Source organism: Achromobacter sp. 46006 (assembly GCF_059761975.1).
The window spans coordinates 144,878-165,200 of the sequence record NZ_JCBANN010000006.1 but is presented as its reverse complement, the minus strand read 5'-3'; the positions used below and the strand labels follow the sequence as shown (position 1 = coordinate 165,200).

Genomic DNA, 20,323 nt, shown 5'->3' with positions numbered 1-20,323 from the left:
CGCGGCTCAGCCCAGGCTTCGGAATGCCTGGTCCATGTCGGCGATCAGGTCTTCCTCATGCTCCAGGCCGATGGAAACGCGGATCAGCCCCTCGGACACGCCAGCCGCGTCGCGCTCGGCCGCCGGCACGCCGGAGTGCGTGGTCGAGGCCGGATGGCACACCAGCGATTCGGTGCCGCCCAGGCTCACCGCCGACTTGAACAGCCGCAGCGCGTTGATGAAGCGGAACGCCTTGGCGCGGCCGCCATCCAGCACAAAGGCGAAGGTCGAGCCCGGTCCGGTGCACTGGCGCTTGTAGACCGCCTGGTAGGCTGCGTCGGCGATGGTCTCGGGGTGGTAGATGCGCACCTTCTCGTGCGGGTTGCCCGCCAGCCATTGCGCCACCCGGGTGGCGCTGCGCGCGGCCTGCTTCATGCGCAGCACCACGGTTTCCATCGAGCGCGTGATCATCCAGCACGAATGCGGGTCCAACTGCGAACCGAACGCGCTGCGGATGGCCCGCACCTTCTTGATCAGGTCCTTGCTGCCGGTGACCGCGCCGGCCACCAGGTCGCTGTGGCCGCCCACGTACTTGGTCAGCGAATACACGCAAAGGTCCACGCCATGCTCGACCGGCTTCTGGAAGATCGGACCCAGCAGCGTGTTGTCGCACACCGAGATCGGCCGGTAGCCGTGGCGCGCGGCGAACGCGTCCAGCTCGGCCTTCATGGCCTGGAAGTCGATCAGCGCGTTGGTCGGATTGGCCGGCGTTTCCACGTAGAACAGCTTGACCGGCCCCTTGGCCGCGGCCGCTTCGAGCGCGTCGCGCATGCTCTGCGCCGACAGGCCATCGTGGATCGGATGCGAGCCGATGCCCCATTCCGGGAAGATCCTGGAGATCAGGGTTTCGGTGCCGCCATACAGCGGCACCGACTGCACCAGTTGATCGCCAGGCCGCAGGAACGCCAGGAACACCGCGCTGATCGCCGACATGCCACTGGAAGTCACCGCCGCGTCCTCCGAGCCATCCAGCAGCGACAGGCGGTCTTCGACGATTTCCAGATTGGGATGGTTGAAGCGGCTGTACACCAGCCCGGCCGACTCGCCCTGCGGCAGCGGCTTGCGGCCCGCCACCAGGTCGAAGAACTCGGCGCCGTCCTCGGCCGAGCGGAAGGCGAAGGTGGACGTGAGAAATACCGGCGGCTTGACCGCGCCTTCGGACAGGAAAGGATCGAAGCCGTACGACATCATCTGCGTTTCGGCATGCAGCGGACGGCCGGAAATGTCTTTCTTGTGATAGCTGGAATAACTCATGGCGTGCCTCTCTGGGGGAATTGCGGGCCTACCGGGCGGGACGTATCACGGGTAGGGACACGATAGCGCCGCCGGCCGGGCGATGCAGCGAGTATGGGCTTGTCCGGCCACAATGTTCTTTCCATTTATGCTTCTTAAAAAGCATAATTGGAAACATTGTTTCCCATATATAGAAAACCATGAAAGAGACTGCCTTGTTACATCAACTTGACGCGATCGATTGGAAAATCATGAAAATCCTTCAAGAAGATGGCCGGCTCTCCAACGCCGAACTGGCCGAGCGCGTGTCGCTGTCGGCCTCGCCCTGCTGGAAGCGCCTCAAGCGCCTGGAAACCTCTGGTGTCATCCGCGGCTATCAGGCCATTCTCGACCGCCGCGCGCTCGGCATGGGCGTGGTGGCGTTCGTCAGCATCTCGCTGGAAAACCACACCGAGAAAACCTGCCACGCCTTTGAAGCGGCGGTGGCCGCCATGCCCGAAGTGCTGGCCTGCCACAACACCACCGGCCAACACGACTACCTGCTGCACATCGTGGCGCGCGACTTCGACGCCTATTCCGAGTTCGTGCGCAACCGGCTGCGCACCCTGCCCGGCGTGAAGGAACTGCTCAGCACCCTGTCGATGCACGAAGTGAAGTCGTCGACCAAACTGCATTTCTGAATGGCCGGCGGCCCCGGGGCCGCAACGAAAGCCGCCAACACCATCCCGGGCGGCCGCGCGCCGCCGGTCCCCTGCCGCCGCGCATCGCGGCGTGTCACGAAGCTGTAGCGACCCGCCCCTAGAGTGTCGATTCCGATTGAATCCCAAAGAGGACTTCCTGTCATGAAATCGACTCTCCGCATCGCGGCGGCTGGCGCCTGCCTGTCCGTCTGCACACTCTCTCCCGCCCTCGCGGCGACGGCCGCCTCCAGCACGGTCCGGCTCTACGGCCTGATCGACACCGGCCTGCAATATCTCAGCAATGGCCCCAGCGGCAACAGCAAGACGGGCATGAGCGCCGGCAACCTGAACGGGTCGCGCTGGGGGCTGCGCGGCACCGAAGACCTGGGCAATGGCCTGGCGACGGTGTTCGTGCTGGAAAACGGCTTCAACTCAGGCAACGGCGGCACCTTGCAGGGCGGCCGCCTGTTCGGCCGCCAGGCTTATGTCGGCCTGTCGAGCAAGACGCTGGGCCGCCTGACGCTGGGCCGCCACAACACGCTGATGATCGACTGGATGAGCAAGTACAACCCGTTGGACAACGCCAATTTCTCGATCAAGCGCCCCGACCCGGCCTTCTCCGATCGCACCGACAACGCGGTGATGTATGTCGGCAAGTTCGGGCCCGTGTCCGTCGGCGGCTACTACAGCTTCGGCTGGAACAACGAACAGTCGTTCAACGACAAGACCCTGGGCCGCATGTTTGGCGGCGGCGCGCGCTACCAGTCCGGCGGCCTCAGCGCCGCCCTGCTGTACCACGCCAAGCACGCCGACAAACCCGCCAAGGGCGCCAACAGCGACAACCGCGAAGACCGCATCGTGGCCGGCCTGTCGTACGACTTCGAGGACGTCAAGGTCTACGCCGGCTACCGCTGGCTGGAACAGAAGCTGACGCAGCGCACCTACAGGAACAACCTGACGTGGCTGGGCGTGGCCTACCGGCCGGTGCAGAACAACCGCCTGTCGTTCGCGGTGTATCACCTGAACGACTCGGTCTGCGACGACATGAACAATGCCGTGTGCCCGGCCGCGCAGGCCGCCGGCACCGGCCAGAAGTCCACCATGTTCGTCCTGGGCAACGAGTATGACCTGTCCAAGCGCACCACGGTCTATGCCGTCGCGGCCTATGCGGTCAACGACGACAAATCGGCGCAGAGCGTGATCGGTGGCAAGTACGGCGCCAACGTCGAGCCGGGCAAGAACCAGTTCGGCCTGAACCTCGGCCTGCGGCACCGGTTTTGAACGCGCCCGCCCCAAGCGCGGGCGGCACGGCGATCGCCGTGCGCGGCCTGCGCCACGCCTTCAACGGCCACACCGTGCTGGACGGCGTCGACCTGGACGTGCCCGCGGGCACCGTCCTGGCGCTGCTGGGCCCGTCGGGCTGCGGCAAGAGCACCCTGCTCAAGTCGCTCGCCGGGCTGCTGCGGCCGCAGGCCGGCAGCATCGCTTTCGGCGATGCCGTCGTCTGCGACGCGCGGCGCCACGAGCCGCCGGAACGCCGCGGCCTCGGCATGGTGTTCCAGGACTACGCGCTGTGGCCGCACCTGAGCGTGGCCGGCAACGTCGCCTTTCCGCTGGAAATGCGCGGCGTCGCCCGGCGCGAGCGGCCGGCGCGGGTGCGGGAAGCCCTGGCCCTGGTCGGGCTGGACGCGCACGCCACGCGCCGGCCCTCCGAACTGTCCGGCGGCCAACAGCAGCGCGTCGCGCTGGCCCGCGCCATCGTGGCGCGGCCGCGCGTGCTGCTGTTCGATGAACCGTTGTCCAACCTGGACCGCGCCTTGCGCGAATCGCTCTGCGTCGAAATCGGCGCGCTGCTGCGCCGGCTCGGCACCACCGCCGTCTATGTCACCCACGACCACGAGGAAGCCCATGCCCTGGCGCACACGATTGCCCGCATGGCGCACGGCCGCATCGCCGACCTCGCGGTGTCCAACCCCCAGGACTCTGCCTAAAATGTCCCACGCACCCTTTTCCAAACTACTTGCCACGTTCTTTATGACGCTTTCGTTCGGATTGGCCGCCGGCCAGGCCAAGGCGCTGACCGTTTACACCGCGGGCCCCGGCGCCCTGATCAAGCAATTGGCCGCCGGCTTCCACGCGAAGACCGGCATCAAGGTCGACGTGTTCCAGGCCACCACCGGCAAGGTCATGGCGCGGCTCGAGGCCGAGTCCGCCAACCCCCGCGCCGACGTGCTGATCTCGGCGTCCTGGGACACCGCCCAGGACCTGGACCAGCGCGGCTGGCTGCTGGCCCATGACAGCCCCAACGCGGCCCAGGTGCCGGCCCGCTTCAAGACCCCGACCTACGTGGCGCAGGGCATCTCGGCGCTGGGCATCGTCTGGAACACGCGCAGCGGCACGCCCGAGCCGCGCGACTGGGCCGACCTGACCGGCCCGCAGTTCAGGCAACAGGTCACCACGCCCGACCCGGCCCTGTCGGGCGCCTCGCTCGACCTGCTGCTGGGCCTGCAGAGCGCCCAGGGCGAGGCGGCCTGGAAGCTGTTCGAGACGCTGCGCGACAACGGCATGACCATCTCCGGCCCCAACGCCCAGGCGCTGACGCCGGTGCTGCAAGGCGCCAAGGCGGCTGTGTTCGGCGCGGTCGACTACGTGTCGTACGCCAGCGTCGAGAAAGGCGAGTCGATCAAGGTGATCTTCCCGTCCAGCGGCACCGCCATCGCGCCGCGCCCGATGATGATCCTGAAGACCACCAAGGTGCCCGAGCAGGCCCGTCAGTTCATCGACTACGTGCTGTCCGAGGACGGCCAGCGCGCCGTCGCGGACGCCTGGCTGATGCCGGCGCGCCAGGACGTGGCCGGCAAGCGGCCGCTGTTCAAGGACCTGACCCTGCTGCCCGAGACCGCGCCCGGCGCCTCGCGCGCCGAGGTGCTGGCGCGTTTCGCGCGCCTGTTCGGCCAACACTGACAGGCCGGGGGGCCGGCACGCCCGGCCCCCTTCCTCCGACCATGAAAAGCGTTTTCCTCCTGGCGGCCATCACCGTGGCCGCCCTGGGCGTGCTCGTCGCCCTGCCAATGGCCTTTGTCGCATTGCAAGCCGTGTTTCCCCACCTGGCCGAAGGCTCGCTGCGCGACCCCTTCGGTGCCTGGGCCGCCACCCTGGCCACGCCGGCCGCGTTGACCCTGCTGGGCGGCACGCTCAAGCTGGGCCTGGGCGTGGCCGCCGTCAGCGCCGCGATCGGCATTCCGCTGGGCGCGCTGCGCGGCCTGTTCCAGGTGCCGCTGGCGCGGCTGTGGGACCTGCTGTTCCTGGTGCCGTTCCTGCTGCCGCCGTATATCGCGGCGCTGTCCTGGACCATGGCGCTGCAGCCGCGCGGCTACCTGCAACAACTGGCTGGCTTCAACCTCGGGCCGCTGCTGTTCTCACCCGCCGGCGTAACGCTGGCAATGGGCCTGGCGATCTTTCCGGTGGTGTATTTCGCCGTCTCGCGCAGCATGGCCGCCAGCGGCGCCCGGCTGGCCGAGGTGGCGCGGGTGTTCGGCGCGGGCCCCTGGCGCGCCTTCCTGCGCGTGACCCTGCCGCTGGCCCTGCCGGCCATCGGCGCCAGCCTGCTGCTGGCCTTCACGCTGGCGATCGAGGAATACGGCGTGCCCGCGGCACTCGGCGCCCAGGCCGGCGTGGCCGTCATGACCACCGCCATCGAGCGGCGCCTGGCCGACTGGCCCATCGACCTGCCGGGCGCGGCGCTGCTGTCGCTGGTGCTGGTGGCGCTGGCGCTGACGGCCTACGCGGTGCAGCGCGCGCTGGTCGCCGGACGCGGCTTCGAGACCGCCACTGGCAAACCGGCGCCGCTGGCGCGCGGCCGGCTGGGCGCCTGGCGCTGGCCGGTGTTGGGCCTGTTCGCGGCGGTGGCGCTGGTGGCGGTGGCGGCGCCGCTGGCGTCGATGCTGGCCGCGGCCCTGACGCGCCACGTCTCGGCCGGGCTGTCGCCGGACAACCTGACCCTGGCCAATTTCGCGGCCCTGTTCCAGGCCGGCGGCGAGGCCTGGCAGGCGCTCTCGACCAGCCTGCTGCTGGCCACCGGCACCGCGCTGGCGGCGGGCGCCGTGGGCCTGCTGGCGGCCTGGTGCGTGGCGGGCCGCCATGTGCCGGGCGCGGCCCTCATCGACGCGCTGGCGCTGCTGCCCGCGGCGCTGCCCGGCGTGGTGGTCGGGGTCGGCCTGATCCTGGCCTGGAACCAGCCGTTCTGGCCGGCCTCGCCGTATGGCACCTGGGGCATCCTGCTGCTGGCATACACCTGCCTGCTGCTGCCGTATCCGGTGCGCTATGTCAGCGCGGCGCTGGCGCAGATCGGCACCAACCTCGAAGCGGCCGCGCGCGTGCACGGCGCCAGCGCCGCCGCGGCGCTGCGCCGGGTGGTGCTGCCGCTGGTAATGCCGGGCCTGGCGGCATCCATGCTGATGGTGTTCGCGGTGGCTTCGCGCGAACTGGTCACCTCGCTACTGCTGGCGCCGGCCGGCGTGCAGACGGTATCGGTGTTCGTGTGGCGGCAGTTCGAGCAGGGTTCGGTCGGCGAAGGCATGGCCATGGCCGCGGTGGCAGTCGGCGTCAGCCTGGCGCTGATGCTGGCGGCCACTGCGATGCGGCGCGACGCGCGCGCCTGATACGCGCCGCGGCTGCGCCCGGGCACCGCCTCAGGCCGGCGCGGGCGCCTCGCCGGACGCGGGCATTTCGCCCTGCACCACGCGGTTGCGGCCCTGGTGCTTGGCCTGGTAGAGGCCGCGATCGGCAACCTGGATCAGGTCGGTGCAGGGCCTATCGGCCATTGGCACGGCAGTGGCCGAGCCGATGCTGACGGTCAGCCACGGGCCGCCCCCCACGTCCTTGCGTGGAATCTGCATCGCCTCGACCGCGCGCCGCAGCTTCTCCGCGGCCAGTCGGGCGCTGCCGGCCGGCGTGCCCGGCAGCACCAGCGCGAATTCCTCGCCACCGAAGCGCGCGGCCAGGTCGGTGGAGCGGTCGCAACTGGCGAAAATGGTGTTGGCGACGCGCTTGAGCGCCTCGTCGCCGGCGATGTGGCCGTAGGTATCGTTGTAGGACTTGAAATGGTCCACGTCGATCATCAGCATGCTGATTTCGCGGCCATCGCGGCGCGCGCGCAGCCATTCGGCATTGAGGTATTCGTCGAAATAGCGGCGGTTGCCCAGCCCGGTCAGGCCGTCGGAATTGGTCAGGCGGCGCAGCTCCATATTGCTTTCCAGCAATTGCTGCTGGCTCTGGCGCAGCGCCTGGTAGGCCTCGTCGCGCTGCACCAGCGCCAGGTACGAGCGCGAGTGGTAGCGGATGCGCGCGACCAGCTCGATGGAATCAGGCAGCTTCACCAGGTAGTCGTTGGCGCCGGCGGCGAACGCGGCGCTCTTGATGGCCGGGTCCTCTTTGGTCGACAGCACGATGATGGGAATGTCGCGCGTGACCGGATGGTTGCGGTACTCCTGCACCAGGCTCAGGCCGTCCACGCCCGGCAGCACCAGGTCCTGCAGGATCACGGTGGGCCGCGTCTGCACCGCGACGGTCAGCGCCCTGTAGGGGTCCGAACAATAGTGGAAGTCGATGTTGCCCTCCGTGGCCAGGGCCCTGCGGATGGCCTCGCCGACCATGACCTGGTCATCGACCAGCAGCACCATGGCCGCATGCGAATTCAGGTCGGCAGAGATCGGGCTGTCGATGGGAGGATGCATAGTGTCTTTCCTTGATTTTCTGGCTATGCCAGCCGGTTCAGGCAAACGCCTGGACCAGCCGGGGAGCGATCTTGTGCAGCGGGCTGATTTCAACGGCGGCCTGCATCATGGCGGCCGCCTTGGGCATGCCGTAGACCGCGCTGGTGGCCTGGTCCTGGGCAATGGTCAGGCAGCCGCGATCGCGCAGCGCCTTCAGGCCGCGCGCGCCATCCTGCCCCATGCCGGTCAGCAGCACGCCCACGGCCCGGCCCCGCCAGTGCTGCGCAACGCTATGGAAAAATACATCGATAGAGGGACGGTACAGGCTTTCCTTCGGATTCTCGGTGTAACGCAGCGTACCATCGGCCAGCAGGTGCAGATGGTCGTCGGTGCCGGCCAGCAGCACCTGCCCGGCCGTCGGCCGTTCGCCCTCGCGCACCAGGCGCACCGGCAAGTCGACCTGGTCGTTGAGCCAGTCCGCCATGCCGGCGGCGAACGAGGCATCGACGTGCTGCACCAGCACGATGCCGGCGGGAAACGTCACCGGAATATCACGTAACAACTGTGCCAGGGTGGCCGGCCCGCCGGCGGATGCGCCGATCACCAGCAGGCCCTGCGAGGCGCCAGGTTGGACGGTGTCGCGGACCACCGGCGTGAGGGCCGCGCGGTTGCTGCCGTAGCGGCCGATCAGCCAGCCGATATTGCGGATCTTGCGCAGCAACGGCGCGGCGGCGGTGCGCAGGTCGCCGCCCCCGACCACCGGGGTGTCGACCGCGTCCAGCGCGCCATGGCCCATGGCGTCGAACACGCGCGCGGTGTGGCGCGCCACGTCCACCGTGACCACCACAATGGCGCAAGGCGTTTCGGCCATGATGCGGCGGGTGGCCTCGACACCATCCATGACCGGCATGATGAGATCCATCAGCACCACGTCGGGCCGGTCGAGGGCGCATTGCTCGACCGCCTGCTGGCCGTTGGAAGCGACCCAGGCGACCTCCAGCCCCGGCTCCAGCGCAATGACGCGCCTGAGGGTTTCCACCGCCATCTGCAGATCGTTGACGATACCGATTCTCACGTCCGCGCCTTTCCGATGAGGTCTTCCACGGCGTCCAGCAAGGCGTCGTCGTGGAAACTGCCCTTGGCCAGATAATAGTCGGCGCCGGCATCCAGCCCGCGCCGGCGGTCCTCTTCGCGATCCTTGTAAGACACTACCATCACCGGCAGGCTTTGCAACTTGGGATCGGCCTTGATGCGCGAGACCAGCTCGATGCCATCCATGCGCGGCATGTCCACATCGGTCACCACCAGGTCGAAGGCCTCGTTGCGCAGCATGTTCCAGCCGTCCATGCCATCCACCGCCACCGCCACCTCGAAACCGCGGTTCAGCAACAGCTTGCGTTCCAGTTCGCGTACCGTCAACGAATCGTCCACCACCAGCACGCGCTTGCGGCGGCGCGCCTGCGCCGCCGGACCGCCGCCATCGACCCGCGCCAGGCGCCCGCCCTCCACCAGTTTCTGCACCGACAGCAGCATGTCCTCGACATCCAGGATCAGCAGTGGCGTGCCGTCGTCCATCAGCGAGCCCGCCATCACATCCTGCACCTTGCCCAGGCGCGGGTCGAGCGGCTGCACCACCAGCGTGCGCTCGCCAACGTAACGGTCCACGGCGATGCCGTACTGCTTGTCATGGTCGCCCACCACCACCACCGGCAGCGTCTCGGCTGCCGGCGCCGGTTCGCCGCCGCGCAGGATCTGGCGCGCCGACACCAGGCCGATCTGGCGGTCCATGAAACGGAAATGCTGGTGTCCCTCGAGCTGCTCGATGTCCTGCGCCCGCACCTGCAAGGCATGGCTGACGTAGGCCAGCGGAAACGCGTAGATCTCGCCCTGCACCTCGACCAGCAGGCTGCGCACCACCGACAGCGACAGCGGCATCTCCAGCACGAAGCGCGTGCCCTGCCCAGTCTGCTGGTGGATGCGCACGGCGCCGCGCAGTTGGCGCACCATGGTCTGCACCACGTCCAGGCCGACGCCGCGGCCCGAGATCTCGGTGACCTCGCCGCGCGTGCTGAAACCGGACAGGAACAGGAACTCCAGCAGTTCGGCCTCGCTCAGGCGCGCGGCCGTCTCGGCGTTGGTCAGCTTGCGCTGCACCACTTCGAGCCGCAGGCGGTCCAGCGAAATGCCGCCGCCATCATCGCTCAGTTCGATCAGCAGCATGCCGGCCGCGTGGCGCGCCGACAGGCGAATCAGGCCCTCGGCCGGCTTGCCCGCCTCCAACCGGTCCATCGGCATCTCGATGCCGTGGTCGACCGCGTTGCGCAGCAGGTGCATCAGCGGCGCATCCAGCTTGTCCAGGATGTCGCGGTCGACCTGGGTCGAATCCCCTTCGATTTCCAGCCGCACCTGTTTGCCCAGCGACCGTCCCAGGTCCCGCACCATGCGCGCCATGCCGCCCAGGCCGTCGCCGAACGGGCGCATGCGGCAGGCCAGCGCGGTGTCGTACAGGCGCTGCGCCAGGTGGCCCATGCGCCAGCCGAATTGGTCGACTTCGCTGGCGCGCAGCGCCAATTCCTGCTGGCAGGCCTCGACAATGCGCTGGGCATCGTCCAGCGCCGCCCGGCTGCGGGCGTCGACAGACTCGCCCGCGAGCGAGGCGCGCAGGCTGTCCAGCGCCTGGCCGGCGCCCGCCTGCATCCGACGCAAGCGCAGCATGGAAGCGCTGAAGGGCGCGATCCAGTGCGACTCCACCAGGGTTTCGCTGGACAGGCCGAGCAGTTTGTTGAGCGTGTCGGCCGTGACCCGCAGCACCCGCTCCCCCTCGCTCAGGGCCTGGTCGGAACTGCGGCGCGCGGGCGCAGGCGCGGCGTCCGGCTGATGGATCGGCGGCAGGAAGTCCGAAGGCTTGGGGGGCCGCTCCACCGCTGGCGCGGCCGGTGGCGCATTGGGCGCATTCGACAACCGGGCAATCAGTCCGTCGATTTCCTCGCCGAGCTCCGCACCGGGCATGGCCACCCGCTGCAGCAGGTCCGCGCCCAGCAGCAGCGCGTCGATATCGGCGGCCTGCAGGCGCAGCCGCCCTTCCTGCGCCGCCACCAGGCAGTCCTCCATGGCGTGCGCGATGCGCACCGCCGGGTGCAGGTCGACGATGCGCGCGGCGCCCTTGAGCGAGTGCGCCGCGCGCATGCAGGCCTCCAGGTGCTGCGCCGACGTCGGATCGTGCTCCAGCGCCAACAGGCCGTTGTTCAGCACCTGCACCTGATTGCGGGTTTCCAACTGGAACAGTTCCAGCAACGAGGCATCGCGCATCTGGTCCGGGTTCACGCCAGGCTCCGTTCCAAGGCTTGCATCAACAGGGTCTCATCCAGCACGCCGACGCTGCGCGAGCCGCGGCGCGCCATGCCACGCGAGTATTTCAGGCTGGCGCCCTCGACCGTGGCCGGCAGCGGCAGCAACGCCTCCAGATCGACGCCATCGATGCCTTCGACCTCGTCCACGGGCAACACCACCGCCCGCCCGGCGCCGCCGAAGATCAGCATGCGCGCGGTGGCCGGCCGCTCGCGGCCGCTGTCGGCGGTGGCGCCATCCAGGCCCAGCAGGCGCCCCAGCGACACGCAGACGGTCAGCGTGCCGCGCACGTTGGTCACGCCCAGCACCGCCGGGTCGCGCCGATGCGGCAACGGCAGGATCGCGCGGGTCGCGGCCACTTCATCCAGCGCCCGGGTCGGCAGGCCGAGCCATTCCCCGCCCAGGCGGAACACCAGCAGCGACGACAGCCGCGCCTGCGGCGCGTCGTCCGGGCCGGCCGCGGCAGCCTCGACGCCGCTTTGCGGCGGCAGGCGGTCCAGGATGCGCTTGGCCGCCCCCGCATAGACCGGGCAATTGCGGCAATGCACATGCGCGGGCAGGTGCTCGCAGCTTTTGTCGCCGCGAATGCCGATGCGGTTCCAGCAATCGTCCACTTCCGCCAGGCGGGCCAGGGAATCGAGCGCGTTACCCACGGCGGCCCTCCTGGCGCGCGGCGCGCGCCTGCAGGCGGCGGGCGCCTTCCTGGTCGCCATCGGCCGCGATCAGCGCGGCCAGATGCAGCAACGCTTCGTGATGCGTCGGATCGAGGTACAGGGCCTTGCGGTAGGCGGCTTCGGCCTGGCGCGTGTCGCCGCTGGCGTCCTGCAGCAGGCCCAGCAGGTACAAAGCCTCGGCGCTGGCGCCGTGCTGATCGAGGTGCGCGCGGCAGCGCGCCATCGCCTCGTCCACCCGCCCCTGGTCGGCCAGCATGGCGATGGCGCGCAGGTCGGTCTCGATCGTGGCGGCGGCCACGGCGGCCGGGACGGGGCTCATGGCGGCGGCGGGCGCCAAGGCCACAGCCGGCGCGGCGCCCGACGGCCGTCCGAGCCAGGCGGGTGTCGCGGCCACGACAGGCCGCGGCGGCACGGCGCGCGGTATCAGGGTATCAACGCGCGCGCGGCCCGGCGGCGGCCGAGGCGTCCAGGAAGCGGGATTGGCGGCCTCTTCCCGCACAGCCGGTTCCGCGCGGAAGGCGAAGGCGCGCGCCAGCGGCACCGCCACCAGGCGCCGTGCCGTCATCAAGCTGGTTTCGGCCGGTCCCACGAACAGCACGCCGTCGCGGCGCGCGAAACGCCTCAGGATGGCGACCGCGCGCTCCTGCGTGGCCGCGTCGAAATAGATCAGCAAATTGCGGCAGAAAACGAAATCGTAGGGCTGGACGTTGGCCAGCAACTGGGCATCGAACAGGTTGCCCGCCAGGAACCGCACCCGCGCCTTGACCCCATCCGCCAGTTGATGGCCGTCGGGAGTCTCGGTGAAATAACGGTCACGGTATGACAGGTTCGCGCCGCGAAACGAATTGCGGCCATAGCGGGCGCGCCGCGCGAATTCGACCATGCGTTCGCTGATGTCGACGGCGTCGACCTGGAAGCGCGCGGCGGGCACCCCCGCGTCCAGCAGGGCCATGGCGATGGAATACGGTTCCTCGCCGCTCGAACAGGGCACGCTCAGCACGCGCAGCACGCGGGCCTCGGCGCCCGGCGCGAACAGGCGTTCGCGCGCCAGCGTCGCCATCGCCTCCTGGGATTCCGGATAACGGAAGAACCAGGTTTCCGGCACGATCACCGCCTCGATCAACTGCTGCATCTCGGCCGGCGAGGTCTGTACCTGCATCAGGTAATCCTGCTCGTCGTCGACGCCCACCGCCTGCATGCGATGGCGCACCGCCCGCTCGACGGCGGCGGCGCCGATGGAGCCGCTGTCCAGCCCCATCTTGCGCTTGAGCGCCGCGCTGAAGTCTTCCACCATCATCATGGCCGGCCGCCTCCGGCCGCCGCCGGCTCGGCCGCGAACAACAGCGCGCGCACCGGCTCGGGCAGCAGATCGGCCACCTCGACCGCCTGCACCATGCCGCGCGCATCGCTCAGCACCGGCCCGAGATAGCGGGCCTGCGGCGTCTCAAGTCCCAGCGGCCGGAAAGCCGCCGGATCATAGTGCGCGGTTTCGGTGGCCTGTTCCAACACCAGGCCCAGCAGGCGCTCGCGCGGTTCCTGCGCCGGCCGGTAACGCGCCAGCGCCAGGCGCGTGCTGGTGACCCGGGCCGCCGCGCCGGCGCCCGCCAGCGCGCTCAGGTCGATCACCGGCACGGCCGCGCCGCGGCAATCGAACATGCCCGCCACCCACGGCGGCGTGCCCGGCACCTGCTTGAACGCGCGCATGCCCAGCACTTCGACCACGTCCGCCGCATCCAGCGCGTAGCGGTCGGCGCCGATGCGGAACAGCAGATACAGCCGGCGCCGGCCGGTGGCGGCGGACGCCGCGGGCGCAAGCGGGGCAAGATCGGCCATGGCGCGTCAAACCTTGAAGCGCGACACACCGCTGCGCAGGTCGTTGGCCACCAGCGTCAGATCCTCTATCGCCGCGCTCGACTGGCGCAGCGATTCCACCGTCTGCTGGGCCGCGTCGCTGAGCTGTTGCAAGGCCTGGTTGATCTGCTCGGCGCCGGTGGCCTGCGCCTGCATGCCTTCGTTGACCATCTGCACGCGCGGCGCCAGCGTCTGCACCTGCTGGATGATCTGCGAGAGCTGGTCGCCCACCTGCTGCATGTCGGCCATGCCGCGCCGCACCTCTTCCGAGAACTTGTCCATGCCCATGACCCCGGCCGACACCGACGACTGGATCTCGCGCACCATCTGCTCGATGTCATAGGTCGCCACGGCGGTCTGGTCGGCCAGGCGCCGGATCTCGGTCGCCACCACCACGAAGCCGCGGCCATACTCGCCGGCCTTCTCGGCCTCGATGGCGGCGTTCAGCGACAGCAGGTTGGTCTGGTCAGCGACTTTCGTGATGGTCGTGACCACTTGCGTGATATTTCCGGCTTTCTCGTTCAGGATGGCGAGCTTGGCGTTGACCGAGCCAGCCGCCCCGACCACATTGCGCATCGTGTCTTCCATGCGCGCCAGGCCCACCTGGCCGCTGCCCGCCAGCGACGCGGTCTGCTCGGCCGCGCCCGACACTTCCGTCATGGTGCGCACCAGTTCGCGCGAGGTCGCCGAGATCTCGCGCGAGGTTGCGCCGATCTCGGTGGTGGTGGCCGCCACTTCCGACGCGGTGGCCTGCTGCTGCTTGGACGTGGCCGCGATTTCGGTCACCGACGTGGCCACCTGCACCGCCGAGCGCTGGGTCTTGGCGACCAGGCCGGTCAGCTCGTCGACCATGCCGTTGAAACCGCTCTCGATGGCGTTGAACTCGTCCTTGCGCGCCAGCGTCAGGCGGCGCGTCAGGTCGCCGCTGCCGGTGGCTTCCAGCGTCTTCACAATGCTGCTCATGGGATTGACGATGGCGCGCATCAGCAGCACGCCGCATATGATCGCCGCCACGATCGCCAGCGCCAGCGATAGCAGCATGGCTGCCTCGGCCTTGTCGACCGCCTTCTGGATGCCGATGGCCGACTCATCGGCCAATTGCTTGTTGGAGGCCACCATGTCGGCCAGCACGTCGCGCCCGGCATAGAAGGCCGGCCGCAGGTCGGACTTGATCTTGGCCTGGACCCGCAGCGGATCGGACTGCATCGCCGGATCCAGGATCTCGGCGCGAATGCGCATGTAGGTCTGCAGCGTCTTCTCGAATTCCGCGAACATGCGCTGGTCTTCGGGCCGCACCACGGTGCGGCGATACTGTTCGATGTCGTCCTTGAGCTTCTGATCGTTCTTCGGCAACGCCGCCAGGCCGGCCTGGCGCTCCTGTTCGGTGTCGCTGTGAAACGCGTCCTGCACCACGACGAAGCCGGCAAACCACGAACCCCGGATCGACGTGCTGTAGTAGATACCCGGCACAGCGTCGCTATTGATCGCCTTGGCTTCGGCCTCGACTTGCAGCAGCCGCTGGTAGTCGACCACCACCATCAGGGCCATGATGGCCAGGATCACCAGGAAGCTGGCGATGATGCGCTCGCGTAGTGTCAGATTCTTCATACCGGGGCCCTTGTGCAATATCGGCTCGCCCACACCCATGCCAGCGCCGTTGACGTTATGGGCGGCCGTCCCGGCCCGCGCGTCGTCCATGGTTGACGGAATGTGCGAATAGTCAGCAATTATTGCAAAGGCGCGCGCGATCAGCTACGGAAAAACAGGGGAAAGCCCCCCTTTCGCACGGTCTGCGTCGGGAAAAAGCAAAGCCCACTTACAAGAAACTTGTCTTTTGGTGTGACAACGCGTACGAAAGCCCGCAAGCCTGCGGACATTTCCTCACGGCCGCGGACGCCAGGCGGGCGCCGCCCGGGGCCGGAGGTGCGCGCAAGCCGTCGCGCCCCCGGGACCGGTAGACACCCACCGGACGGGCCGTTCACAGGCCCTGGCGCCACAACCCTTGCGGCGGCCGGGCTTGCGCCCAGTCGCGTATCCGCTCGTGGGCATGCGCCAATTGCAGCACCGCCAGGTCGCCACGCGGCGGACCGATCAGTTGCATGCCCATCGGCAGGCCGGCGGCGCCAAACCCCACCGGCACGCTGGCCACCGGGCAGCCGGCCAGCGTCCAGGGCGTCACGGTTTCCATCCAGCGGTGGTAGGTGTCCATGGGCCGCCCGGCGATCTCCTTGGGCCAATCCAGCGTGGCATCGAACGGAAACACCTGCGCCGACGGCACCGCCAGGTAATCAACCTCGTCGAACATCCGCAAGACGGTCTGGTACCAAGCGCTGCGCTCTTCGGTGGCCTGGTAGACCTCGCGCGCGGTCATGCCGTCCAGCCCCTCGACCTCCCAGATCAGCGCCGGCTTGACCAGTTTGCGGGTCTCGGGATCGCGCACCAGGTCGTGATACTGGCCGCCCACCATCAAGTGGCGGTGGGCCAGCCAGATGCGCCACAGGCGCTCGCCCGCGAACGGCACGCGGTAATCGTCGACCCGGCAACCGGCAGCTTCCAGGTCGGCCAGCGCCTGCGCGCACAGGTCCAGGATGCCCGGCTCCATCGGCAGATAGCCGTTCCAGTCACCCAGCCAGCCGATGCGCTTGCCGCGCAGATCGGCATCCAGCGGCTGCGCGAAAACGGCCGGATCGTCGCCCAGCGACAGCGGCGCGCGCGCATCGTGCCCGGCGATGACCGACAGCAAGCAGGCCATGTCGCGCGGCGATCGGCCCATCGGGCCTTCGTACGACAGTTGCTTGAGGAACACCTCGCTGGACGGCCCGTTGGGCACCCGCCCGGCCGACGGCCGCATGCCATAGACGTTGCAGAAAGCCGCCGGATTGCGCAGCGACCCGCCGAAGTCGCTGCCATCGGCCACCGGCAGCATGCGCGCCGCCAGGGCCGCCGCCGCGCCGCCGCTGCTGCCGCCCGCACTCTTGGAGACGTCGTAGGGATTGACCGTGGTGCCGTAGACCGGGTTGTAGGTGTGCGAGCCCAGGCCGAACTCGGGCACGTTGCTGCGGCCCACGAAAATCGCCCCCGCCGCCCGCATCCGCTCGACCAGAATGGAATCCTGCTGGCTCACGTAGTCCTTGTACACCAGCGACCCCATCGACGTGACCATGCCGCGAACGGCGGTCAGATCCTTGGGCGCCTGCGGCATGCCATGCAGCCAGCCCAGCCATTGCCCCGCCGCCAACTGCGCGTCGCGCGCGTCGGCCTCGCGCAGCAGTTCATCCCGCTCGCGCCGCGCCACCAGCGCATTGAGCGCCGGGTTGACCGCATCGATATGGTCCAGGTAGGCGGTCATGACCTCGCGGCACGACACCCGGCGCTGGCGGATCGCATCCGACAGCGCATGCGCGGGCATGGCGACGATATCGTTCAGGCGGCCGGCGGCCGCCGGGGTGGCTGCATTCATGGTGTTGTCTCCGCTATTTTTGTGGCAGGCCGACGATACTACGCCAATGCCGCGCACACCAACGCGCATCGGCAGACGACGAAATGCGTATTCTCATTGCCCGAAAGCGGCAGGGGCCGCGTCGCGCCCCACCCCGTTGCGCAAAGCGTCCGCGCCTCAGGCGAACATGTGCCGGGCCAGATGGTCCACGAACACCCGCAGTTTGGGCGATGGGTGGCGACTGGCCGGCCACAGCGCCCACATGGTGGCGTTGCCGCGCGTGCGTTCGTCCATCACCGTCACCAGCCGGCCCGAGGCCAGTTCTTCCTTGATGGTGAAGTCCGGCAGGCAGACGATGCCCAGCCCGCCCAGCGCCAGGAAGATGCGGGTCTCGACGCTGTTGCAGACCAGCGTCAGCGGCAATTCGGGCGCGGGCGCGCCGGCCGCCGTTTTCAAGGGCCATTGCTCCAGCTTGCCGGTACTCGGATAGCGGTAATGCAGGCAGCAATGGCGCAACAGGTCGCTGGCACGGCGCGGCGTGCCCTGCTGCGCCAGGTAGTCAGGCGAGGCCGCCAGGATGCGGCGGAACTGCCCCAGGCGGCGGCGCTTCAGGCCGGAATCCTGCATCTCGCCGGAACGCACCACCACGTCGTAGCCCTCGCCGATCACGTCGACCATCCGGTCGGTGAAATCCAGGTCCAGCCGCACCTGCGGATACTGCTTCATGAACGTGGCGATGGCCGGCTCGAACAGGCGGCTGTAGCGCGGCAAGCTGACACGCAGCCGGCCGCTGGGCGTGCCGGCAGCCTCGGACAGTTCCAGCTCGGCCGCTTCCACTTCGCACAGGATGCGGCGGCACCGCTCCAGGAACTTCTCGCCTTCCGGCGTCAAGGCGATGTGGCGCGTGCTGCGGTGGAACAACCGCACCTTCAGGTGCGCCTCCATCCGCGCCACGCTCTTGCCGACCGCCGACGGCGACACGCCCAGCGTCCGCCCCGCTTCCGCGAAGCTGCGGGTGTCCGCCACCAGCACGAAAACACCGATGCCGCTGAGGCTGTCCATCGCCAGATTCCTTCAATGCGGACTTTCATGTCCGGAATATTCGGAATCCTAGCCTATTTTTCTTTTATCGACGGCTGCCTATCCTGCCGGCATCGCGTTCCCGGACGCCGCGCCCGCCGGGCGCCGGCGCTATTCGCTTGTTTGTCGGCCTCGTCTGCCGAACCGGGGCGGCTACAGCCTTGACTCCCATTATCGACACCGTTATCGACATGACCTCACTGCCTCCTTCCCCCGCCCCCAACCGCTGGCTGCAATTGCTCGCCGCCTGCCTCACCGCCGTGCTCATTCCGCTGTGCTTCACCGGCCCCGCGGTGGTGCTGCCCTCGATCAGCCAGGCGCTGGGCGGCACGCCGGTGCAATTGAACTGGATCCTCAACGGCTACATCCTGGCCTACGGCAGCGTCATCATGGTGTCGGGCAGCCTCACCGACCGGTACGGCCCGCGCCGCGTCTGGCTGGGCGGGCTGGCCTGGTTCTGCGCCTTCACCTTTCCGATCGCCTGGGCGCCGTCGGCCGGCTGGATCGACTTCCTGCGGCTGATGCAGGGCGTGGGCGGCGCGGCGGCCTTTGCCGCGGCCATGTCGTCGCTGGCGCCGCTGTTCCATGGCGCCGCCCGGGCCCGCGCCTTCAGCCTGCTGGGCACCACCTTCGGCATCGGCCTGTCGTTCGGGCCGCTGGTCTCCGGCTGGCTGGTGCAGACGGCCGGCTGGCGCTGGGTCTTCCACGGCACCGGCCTGGTGGGCCTGCTCGGCCTGGCGCTGGTGGCCGCCAGCGTGCGCGCCACGGCGGGCGCGGCCGGCGGCCGGTTCGACTGGCGCGGCGCGCTCAGCTTCACCGGCGCGCTGGGGCTGTTCACCTACGGCATGCTGCTGGCGCCCGAAAACGGCTGGCGCGACGCCGCCGTGGCCGGCTCGCTGCTGGCCTCGGCGCTGCTGGGCAGCGCCTTCATCATCACCGAGATGCGCGCCTCGCATCCGATGCTGGACCTATCGTTGTTTCGCAGCCCGCGCTTTGTCGGCGTGCAGGTCCTGGCGGCCTCGCCGGCTTTTCTGTTCATCGCGCTGATCGCCATCCTGCCCGGCCGCTTCATCGGCATCGACGGGCACAGCGCGCTGCGCGCCGGCCAGTTGATGATGGGCCTGGCCACGCCGCTGCTGGTGGTGCCGTTCCTGGCCGCGCTGCTGACGCGCCGCTTCAGTCCCGCCGCCCTGTCCAGCACCGGCCTGGTGCTGGCCGCCGCCGGCCTGGCCTGGCTGGCCCGCGACCTGGGCGGCGATGCCGGCCGCCTGTGGCTGCCCATGAGCCTGATCGGCATCGGCATCGGCCTGCCCTGGGGCCTGATGGACGCGATGGCGGTGAGCGTGGTGCCGCCGGAGCGCGTCGGCATGGCCACCGGCATCTTCAACACCGTGCGCGTGTCGGCTGACGGCGTCGCCATCGCGGTCATCAGCGCCCTGCTGGCCACGCTGATCCACGCCCAGGTCGCGCTCGCCCTGCCGGACGCCGGCGCCCAGGTACTGCTGCAGGCCGCCAACCGCGCGGCGCTGGGCCAGTTGGACGAGGCCGGCGCGCTGCTGCCCGGCGCCCATGGCCTGCTGCACCAGGCCTACGATGCAGCCTTCGGGCAGGTGCTGTACGCCCTGGCTGGATTCGCGCTGTTGCTGGCGCTGCTGGTCCATGCCTTGCTGGCGCGGCCCGAGGCGGCGCCGATGGCGCGGGTGCGGCCCCAGGCGCACTGAACGCCCGTCACGGGGCGGCCGGCGCGCGCACGCCTGGACCGGCGGGGGTTTGCGCAAGATCAATCCATCCCCGCGCCGGCGCGCCCTACTATTCGCGCTGCCGTTACATGCCGCCAGGAGACTTTTTTGTCCGAACCCGACATCTGCACCGAAGCCGAGATCCGCGACCTGGTGCATACGTTCTATGCCAAGGCGCGCGCCGACGACGCACTGGGCCCCGTGTTCGAGGCCCAGGTACACGATTGGGACGAGCACCTGTCGACACTGTCGGACTTCTGGTCGGCGGTGCTGCTGGGCACCCGGCGCTTCACCGGCATGCCCATGCCCAAGCACGTGGCGATGCCGAACCTGAGCGCCGCGCTGTTCGAGCGCTGGCTGGCGCTGTGGGGCGAAACCCTGGCGGCGCTGCCGAACCGCGCGCTGGCCGACGCGGCCGGCGAAATGGCCAAGCGCATGGCGCGCAGCCTGTGGTACGGCTACCAGCTCAGCCGCGATCCGAACCAGCCGCCGACCGAGCTGCGTCCGGCATCGCCAGCCCGGGATC

The 20,323-nt window shown here is 69.2% G+C and carries 16 protein-coding genes and 1 pseudogene; 7 read left to right on the top strand and 10 right to left on the bottom strand.

What is annotated here, in order from left to right:
* Positions 1 to 6: 6 nt before the first annotated feature.
* Positions 7 to 1,293 (bottom strand): cystathionine gamma-synthase family protein, encoded by a 1,287-nt coding sequence (locus tag AC6LKG_RS05730; protein ID WP_498163411.1) that lies wholly within the window; start codon positions 1,291 to 1,293, stop codon positions 7 to 9.
* Positions 1,294 to 1,472: 179 nt separating this feature from the next.
* Between AC6LKG_RS05730 and AC6LKG_RS05725 the strand changes: the two genes are divergently transcribed.
* The 5 genes from AC6LKG_RS05725 (at position 1,473) to AC6LKG_RS05705 (ending at position 6,613) form a co-directional block, all read left to right on the top strand.
* Complete coding sequence (locus tag AC6LKG_RS05725) at positions 1,473 to 1,952, top strand: Lrp/AsnC family transcriptional regulator (protein ID WP_498163409.1); 480 nt, start codon at positions 1,473 to 1,475, stop codon at positions 1,950 to 1,952.
* A 162-nt stretch (positions 1,953 to 2,114) separates the two neighbouring features.
* The gene (locus AC6LKG_RS05720; protein WP_498163407.1) at positions 2,115 to 3,233 is read left to right on the top strand and encodes a porin; all 1,119 of its coding nucleotides are present in this window, start codon (positions 2,115 to 2,117) and stop codon (positions 3,231 to 3,233) included.
* The gene (locus AC6LKG_RS05715) at positions 3,230 to 3,943 is read left to right on the top strand and encodes an ABC transporter ATP-binding protein (protein WP_498163405.1); all 714 of its coding nucleotides are present in this window, start codon (positions 3,230 to 3,232) and stop codon (positions 3,941 to 3,943) included. The genes AC6LKG_RS05720 and AC6LKG_RS05715 overlap by 4 nt, the downstream gene beginning before the upstream one ends.
* A gap of 1 nt (position 3,944) precedes the next feature.
* On the top strand, positions 3,945 to 4,916 hold the full coding sequence (locus AC6LKG_RS05710; RefSeq protein WP_498163404.1) for an ABC transporter substrate-binding protein: 972 nt from the start codon (positions 3,945 to 3,947) through the stop codon (positions 4,914 to 4,916).
* 41 nt (positions 4,917 to 4,957) lie between these two features.
* Positions 4,958 to 6,613, top strand: coding sequence for an ABC transporter permease (locus tag AC6LKG_RS05705; RefSeq protein WP_498163403.1), 1,656 nt, complete (start codon positions 4,958 to 4,960; stop codon positions 6,611 to 6,613).
* A gap of 30 nt (positions 6,614 to 6,643) precedes the next feature.
* Here the strand turns inward: AC6LKG_RS05705 and AC6LKG_RS05700 are convergent, their stop codons facing one another.
* From AC6LKG_RS05700 to AC6LKG_RS05660, 9 genes are all read right to left on the bottom strand, one after another.
* Positions 6,644 to 7,687 (bottom strand): diguanylate cyclase, encoded by a 1,044-nt coding sequence (locus AC6LKG_RS05700; protein WP_498163401.1) that lies wholly within the window; start codon positions 7,685 to 7,687, stop codon positions 6,644 to 6,646.
* Between the two features lie 37 nt (positions 7,688 to 7,724).
* On the bottom strand, positions 7,725 to 8,741 hold the full coding sequence (locus tag AC6LKG_RS05695) for a chemotaxis response regulator protein-glutamate methylesterase (RefSeq protein WP_498163399.1): 1,017 nt from the start codon (positions 8,739 to 8,741) through the stop codon (positions 7,725 to 7,727).
* A complete protein-coding gene (locus AC6LKG_RS05690) occupies positions 8,738 to 10,990 on the bottom strand; it encodes a hybrid sensor histidine kinase/response regulator (RefSeq protein ID WP_498163397.1) in 2,253 nt (750 codons plus the stop codon). The genes AC6LKG_RS05695 and AC6LKG_RS05690 overlap by 4 nt, the downstream gene beginning before the upstream one ends.
* Positions 10,987 to 11,667: a chemotaxis protein CheW gene (locus AC6LKG_RS05685; protein ID WP_498163395.1), complete on the bottom strand. Its 681-nt coding sequence runs from the start codon at positions 11,665 to 11,667 to the stop codon at positions 10,987 to 10,989. Before AC6LKG_RS05685 ends, AC6LKG_RS05690 begins: the two co-directional genes overlap by 4 nt.
* Entirely contained in the window at positions 11,660 to 12,988 is a 1,329-nt protein-coding gene (locus tag AC6LKG_RS05680; RefSeq protein ID WP_498163394.1) for a CheR family methyltransferase, read from the bottom strand. Before AC6LKG_RS05680 ends, AC6LKG_RS05685 begins: the two co-directional genes overlap by 8 nt.
* Positions 12,985 to 13,521 (bottom strand): chemotaxis protein CheW, encoded by a 537-nt coding sequence (locus AC6LKG_RS05675; protein WP_498163393.1) that lies wholly within the window; start codon positions 13,519 to 13,521, stop codon positions 12,985 to 12,987. The genes AC6LKG_RS05680 and AC6LKG_RS05675 overlap by 4 nt, the downstream gene beginning before the upstream one ends.
* Positions 13,522 to 13,527: 6 nt before the next feature.
* Positions 13,528 to 15,147: a methyl-accepting chemotaxis protein gene (locus AC6LKG_RS05670; protein WP_498163391.1), complete on the bottom strand. Its 1,620-nt coding sequence runs from the start codon at positions 15,145 to 15,147 to the stop codon at positions 13,528 to 13,530.
* 370 nt (positions 15,148 to 15,517) lie between these two features.
* A complete protein-coding gene (locus tag AC6LKG_RS05665) occupies positions 15,518 to 16,999 on the bottom strand; it encodes an amidase (protein ID WP_498163390.1) in 1,482 nt (493 codons plus the stop codon).
* Between the two features lie 156 nt (positions 17,000 to 17,155).
* A complete protein-coding gene (locus AC6LKG_RS05660) occupies positions 17,156 to 18,040 on the bottom strand; it encodes a LysR family transcriptional regulator (protein WP_498163388.1) in 885 nt (294 codons plus the stop codon).
* A 179-nt stretch (positions 18,041 to 18,219) separates the two neighbouring features.
* Here AC6LKG_RS05660 and AC6LKG_RS05655 point away from each other — a divergent pair, with 179 nt between their 5' ends.
* Together AC6LKG_RS05655 and AC6LKG_RS05650 are read left to right on the top strand one after the other, a co-directional pair.
* Positions 18,220 to 19,779, top strand: coding sequence for an MFS transporter (locus AC6LKG_RS05655; protein WP_498163386.1), 1,560 nt, complete (start codon positions 18,220 to 18,222; stop codon positions 19,777 to 19,779).
* Between the two features lie 126 nt (positions 19,780 to 19,905).
* Positions 19,906 to 20,298 (top strand): annotated as a pseudogene (locus tag AC6LKG_RS05650) (group III truncated hemoglobin); the annotation flags it as partial.
* Between the last annotated feature and the right edge of the window lie 25 nt (positions 20,299 to 20,323).

Coding starts and splice junctions, on each gene's coding strand:
- AC6LKG_RS05730 (WP_498163411.1), bottom strand. CDS start 1,293: ATGAGTTATTCCAGCTATCACAAGAAAGACATTTCCGGCCGTCCGCTG.
- AC6LKG_RS05725 (WP_498163409.1), top strand. CDS start 1,473: ATGAAAGAGACTGCCTTGTTACATCAACTTGACGCGATCGATTGGAAA.
- AC6LKG_RS05720 (WP_498163407.1), top strand. CDS start 2,115: ATGAAATCGACTCTCCGCATCGCGGCGGCTGGCGCCTGCCTGTCCGTC.
- AC6LKG_RS05710 (WP_498163404.1), top strand. CDS start 3,945: ATGTCCCACGCACCCTTTTCCAAACTACTTGCCACGTTCTTTATGACG.
- AC6LKG_RS05705 (WP_498163403.1), top strand. CDS start 4,958: ATGAAAAGCGTTTTCCTCCTGGCGGCCATCACCGTGGCCGCCCTGGGC.
- AC6LKG_RS05700 (WP_498163401.1), bottom strand. CDS start 7,687: ATGCATCCTCCCATCGACAGCCCGATCTCTGCCGACCTGAATTCGCAT.
- AC6LKG_RS05680 (WP_498163394.1), bottom strand. CDS start 12,988: ATGATGATGGTGGAAGACTTCAGCGCGGCGCTCAAGCGCAAGATGGGG.
- AC6LKG_RS05675 (WP_498163393.1), bottom strand. CDS start 13,521: ATGGCCGATCTTGCCCCGCTTGCGCCCGCGGCGTCCGCCGCCACCGGC.
- AC6LKG_RS05670 (WP_498163391.1), bottom strand. CDS start 15,147: ATGAAGAATCTGACACTACGCGAGCGCATCATCGCCAGCTTCCTGGTG.
- AC6LKG_RS05665 (WP_498163390.1), bottom strand. CDS start 16,999: ATGAATGCAGCCACCCCGGCGGCCGCCGGCCGCCTGAACGATATCGTC.
- AC6LKG_RS05660 (WP_498163388.1), bottom strand. CDS start 18,040: ATGGACAGCCTCAGCGGCATCGGTGTTTTCGTGCTGGTGGCGGACACC.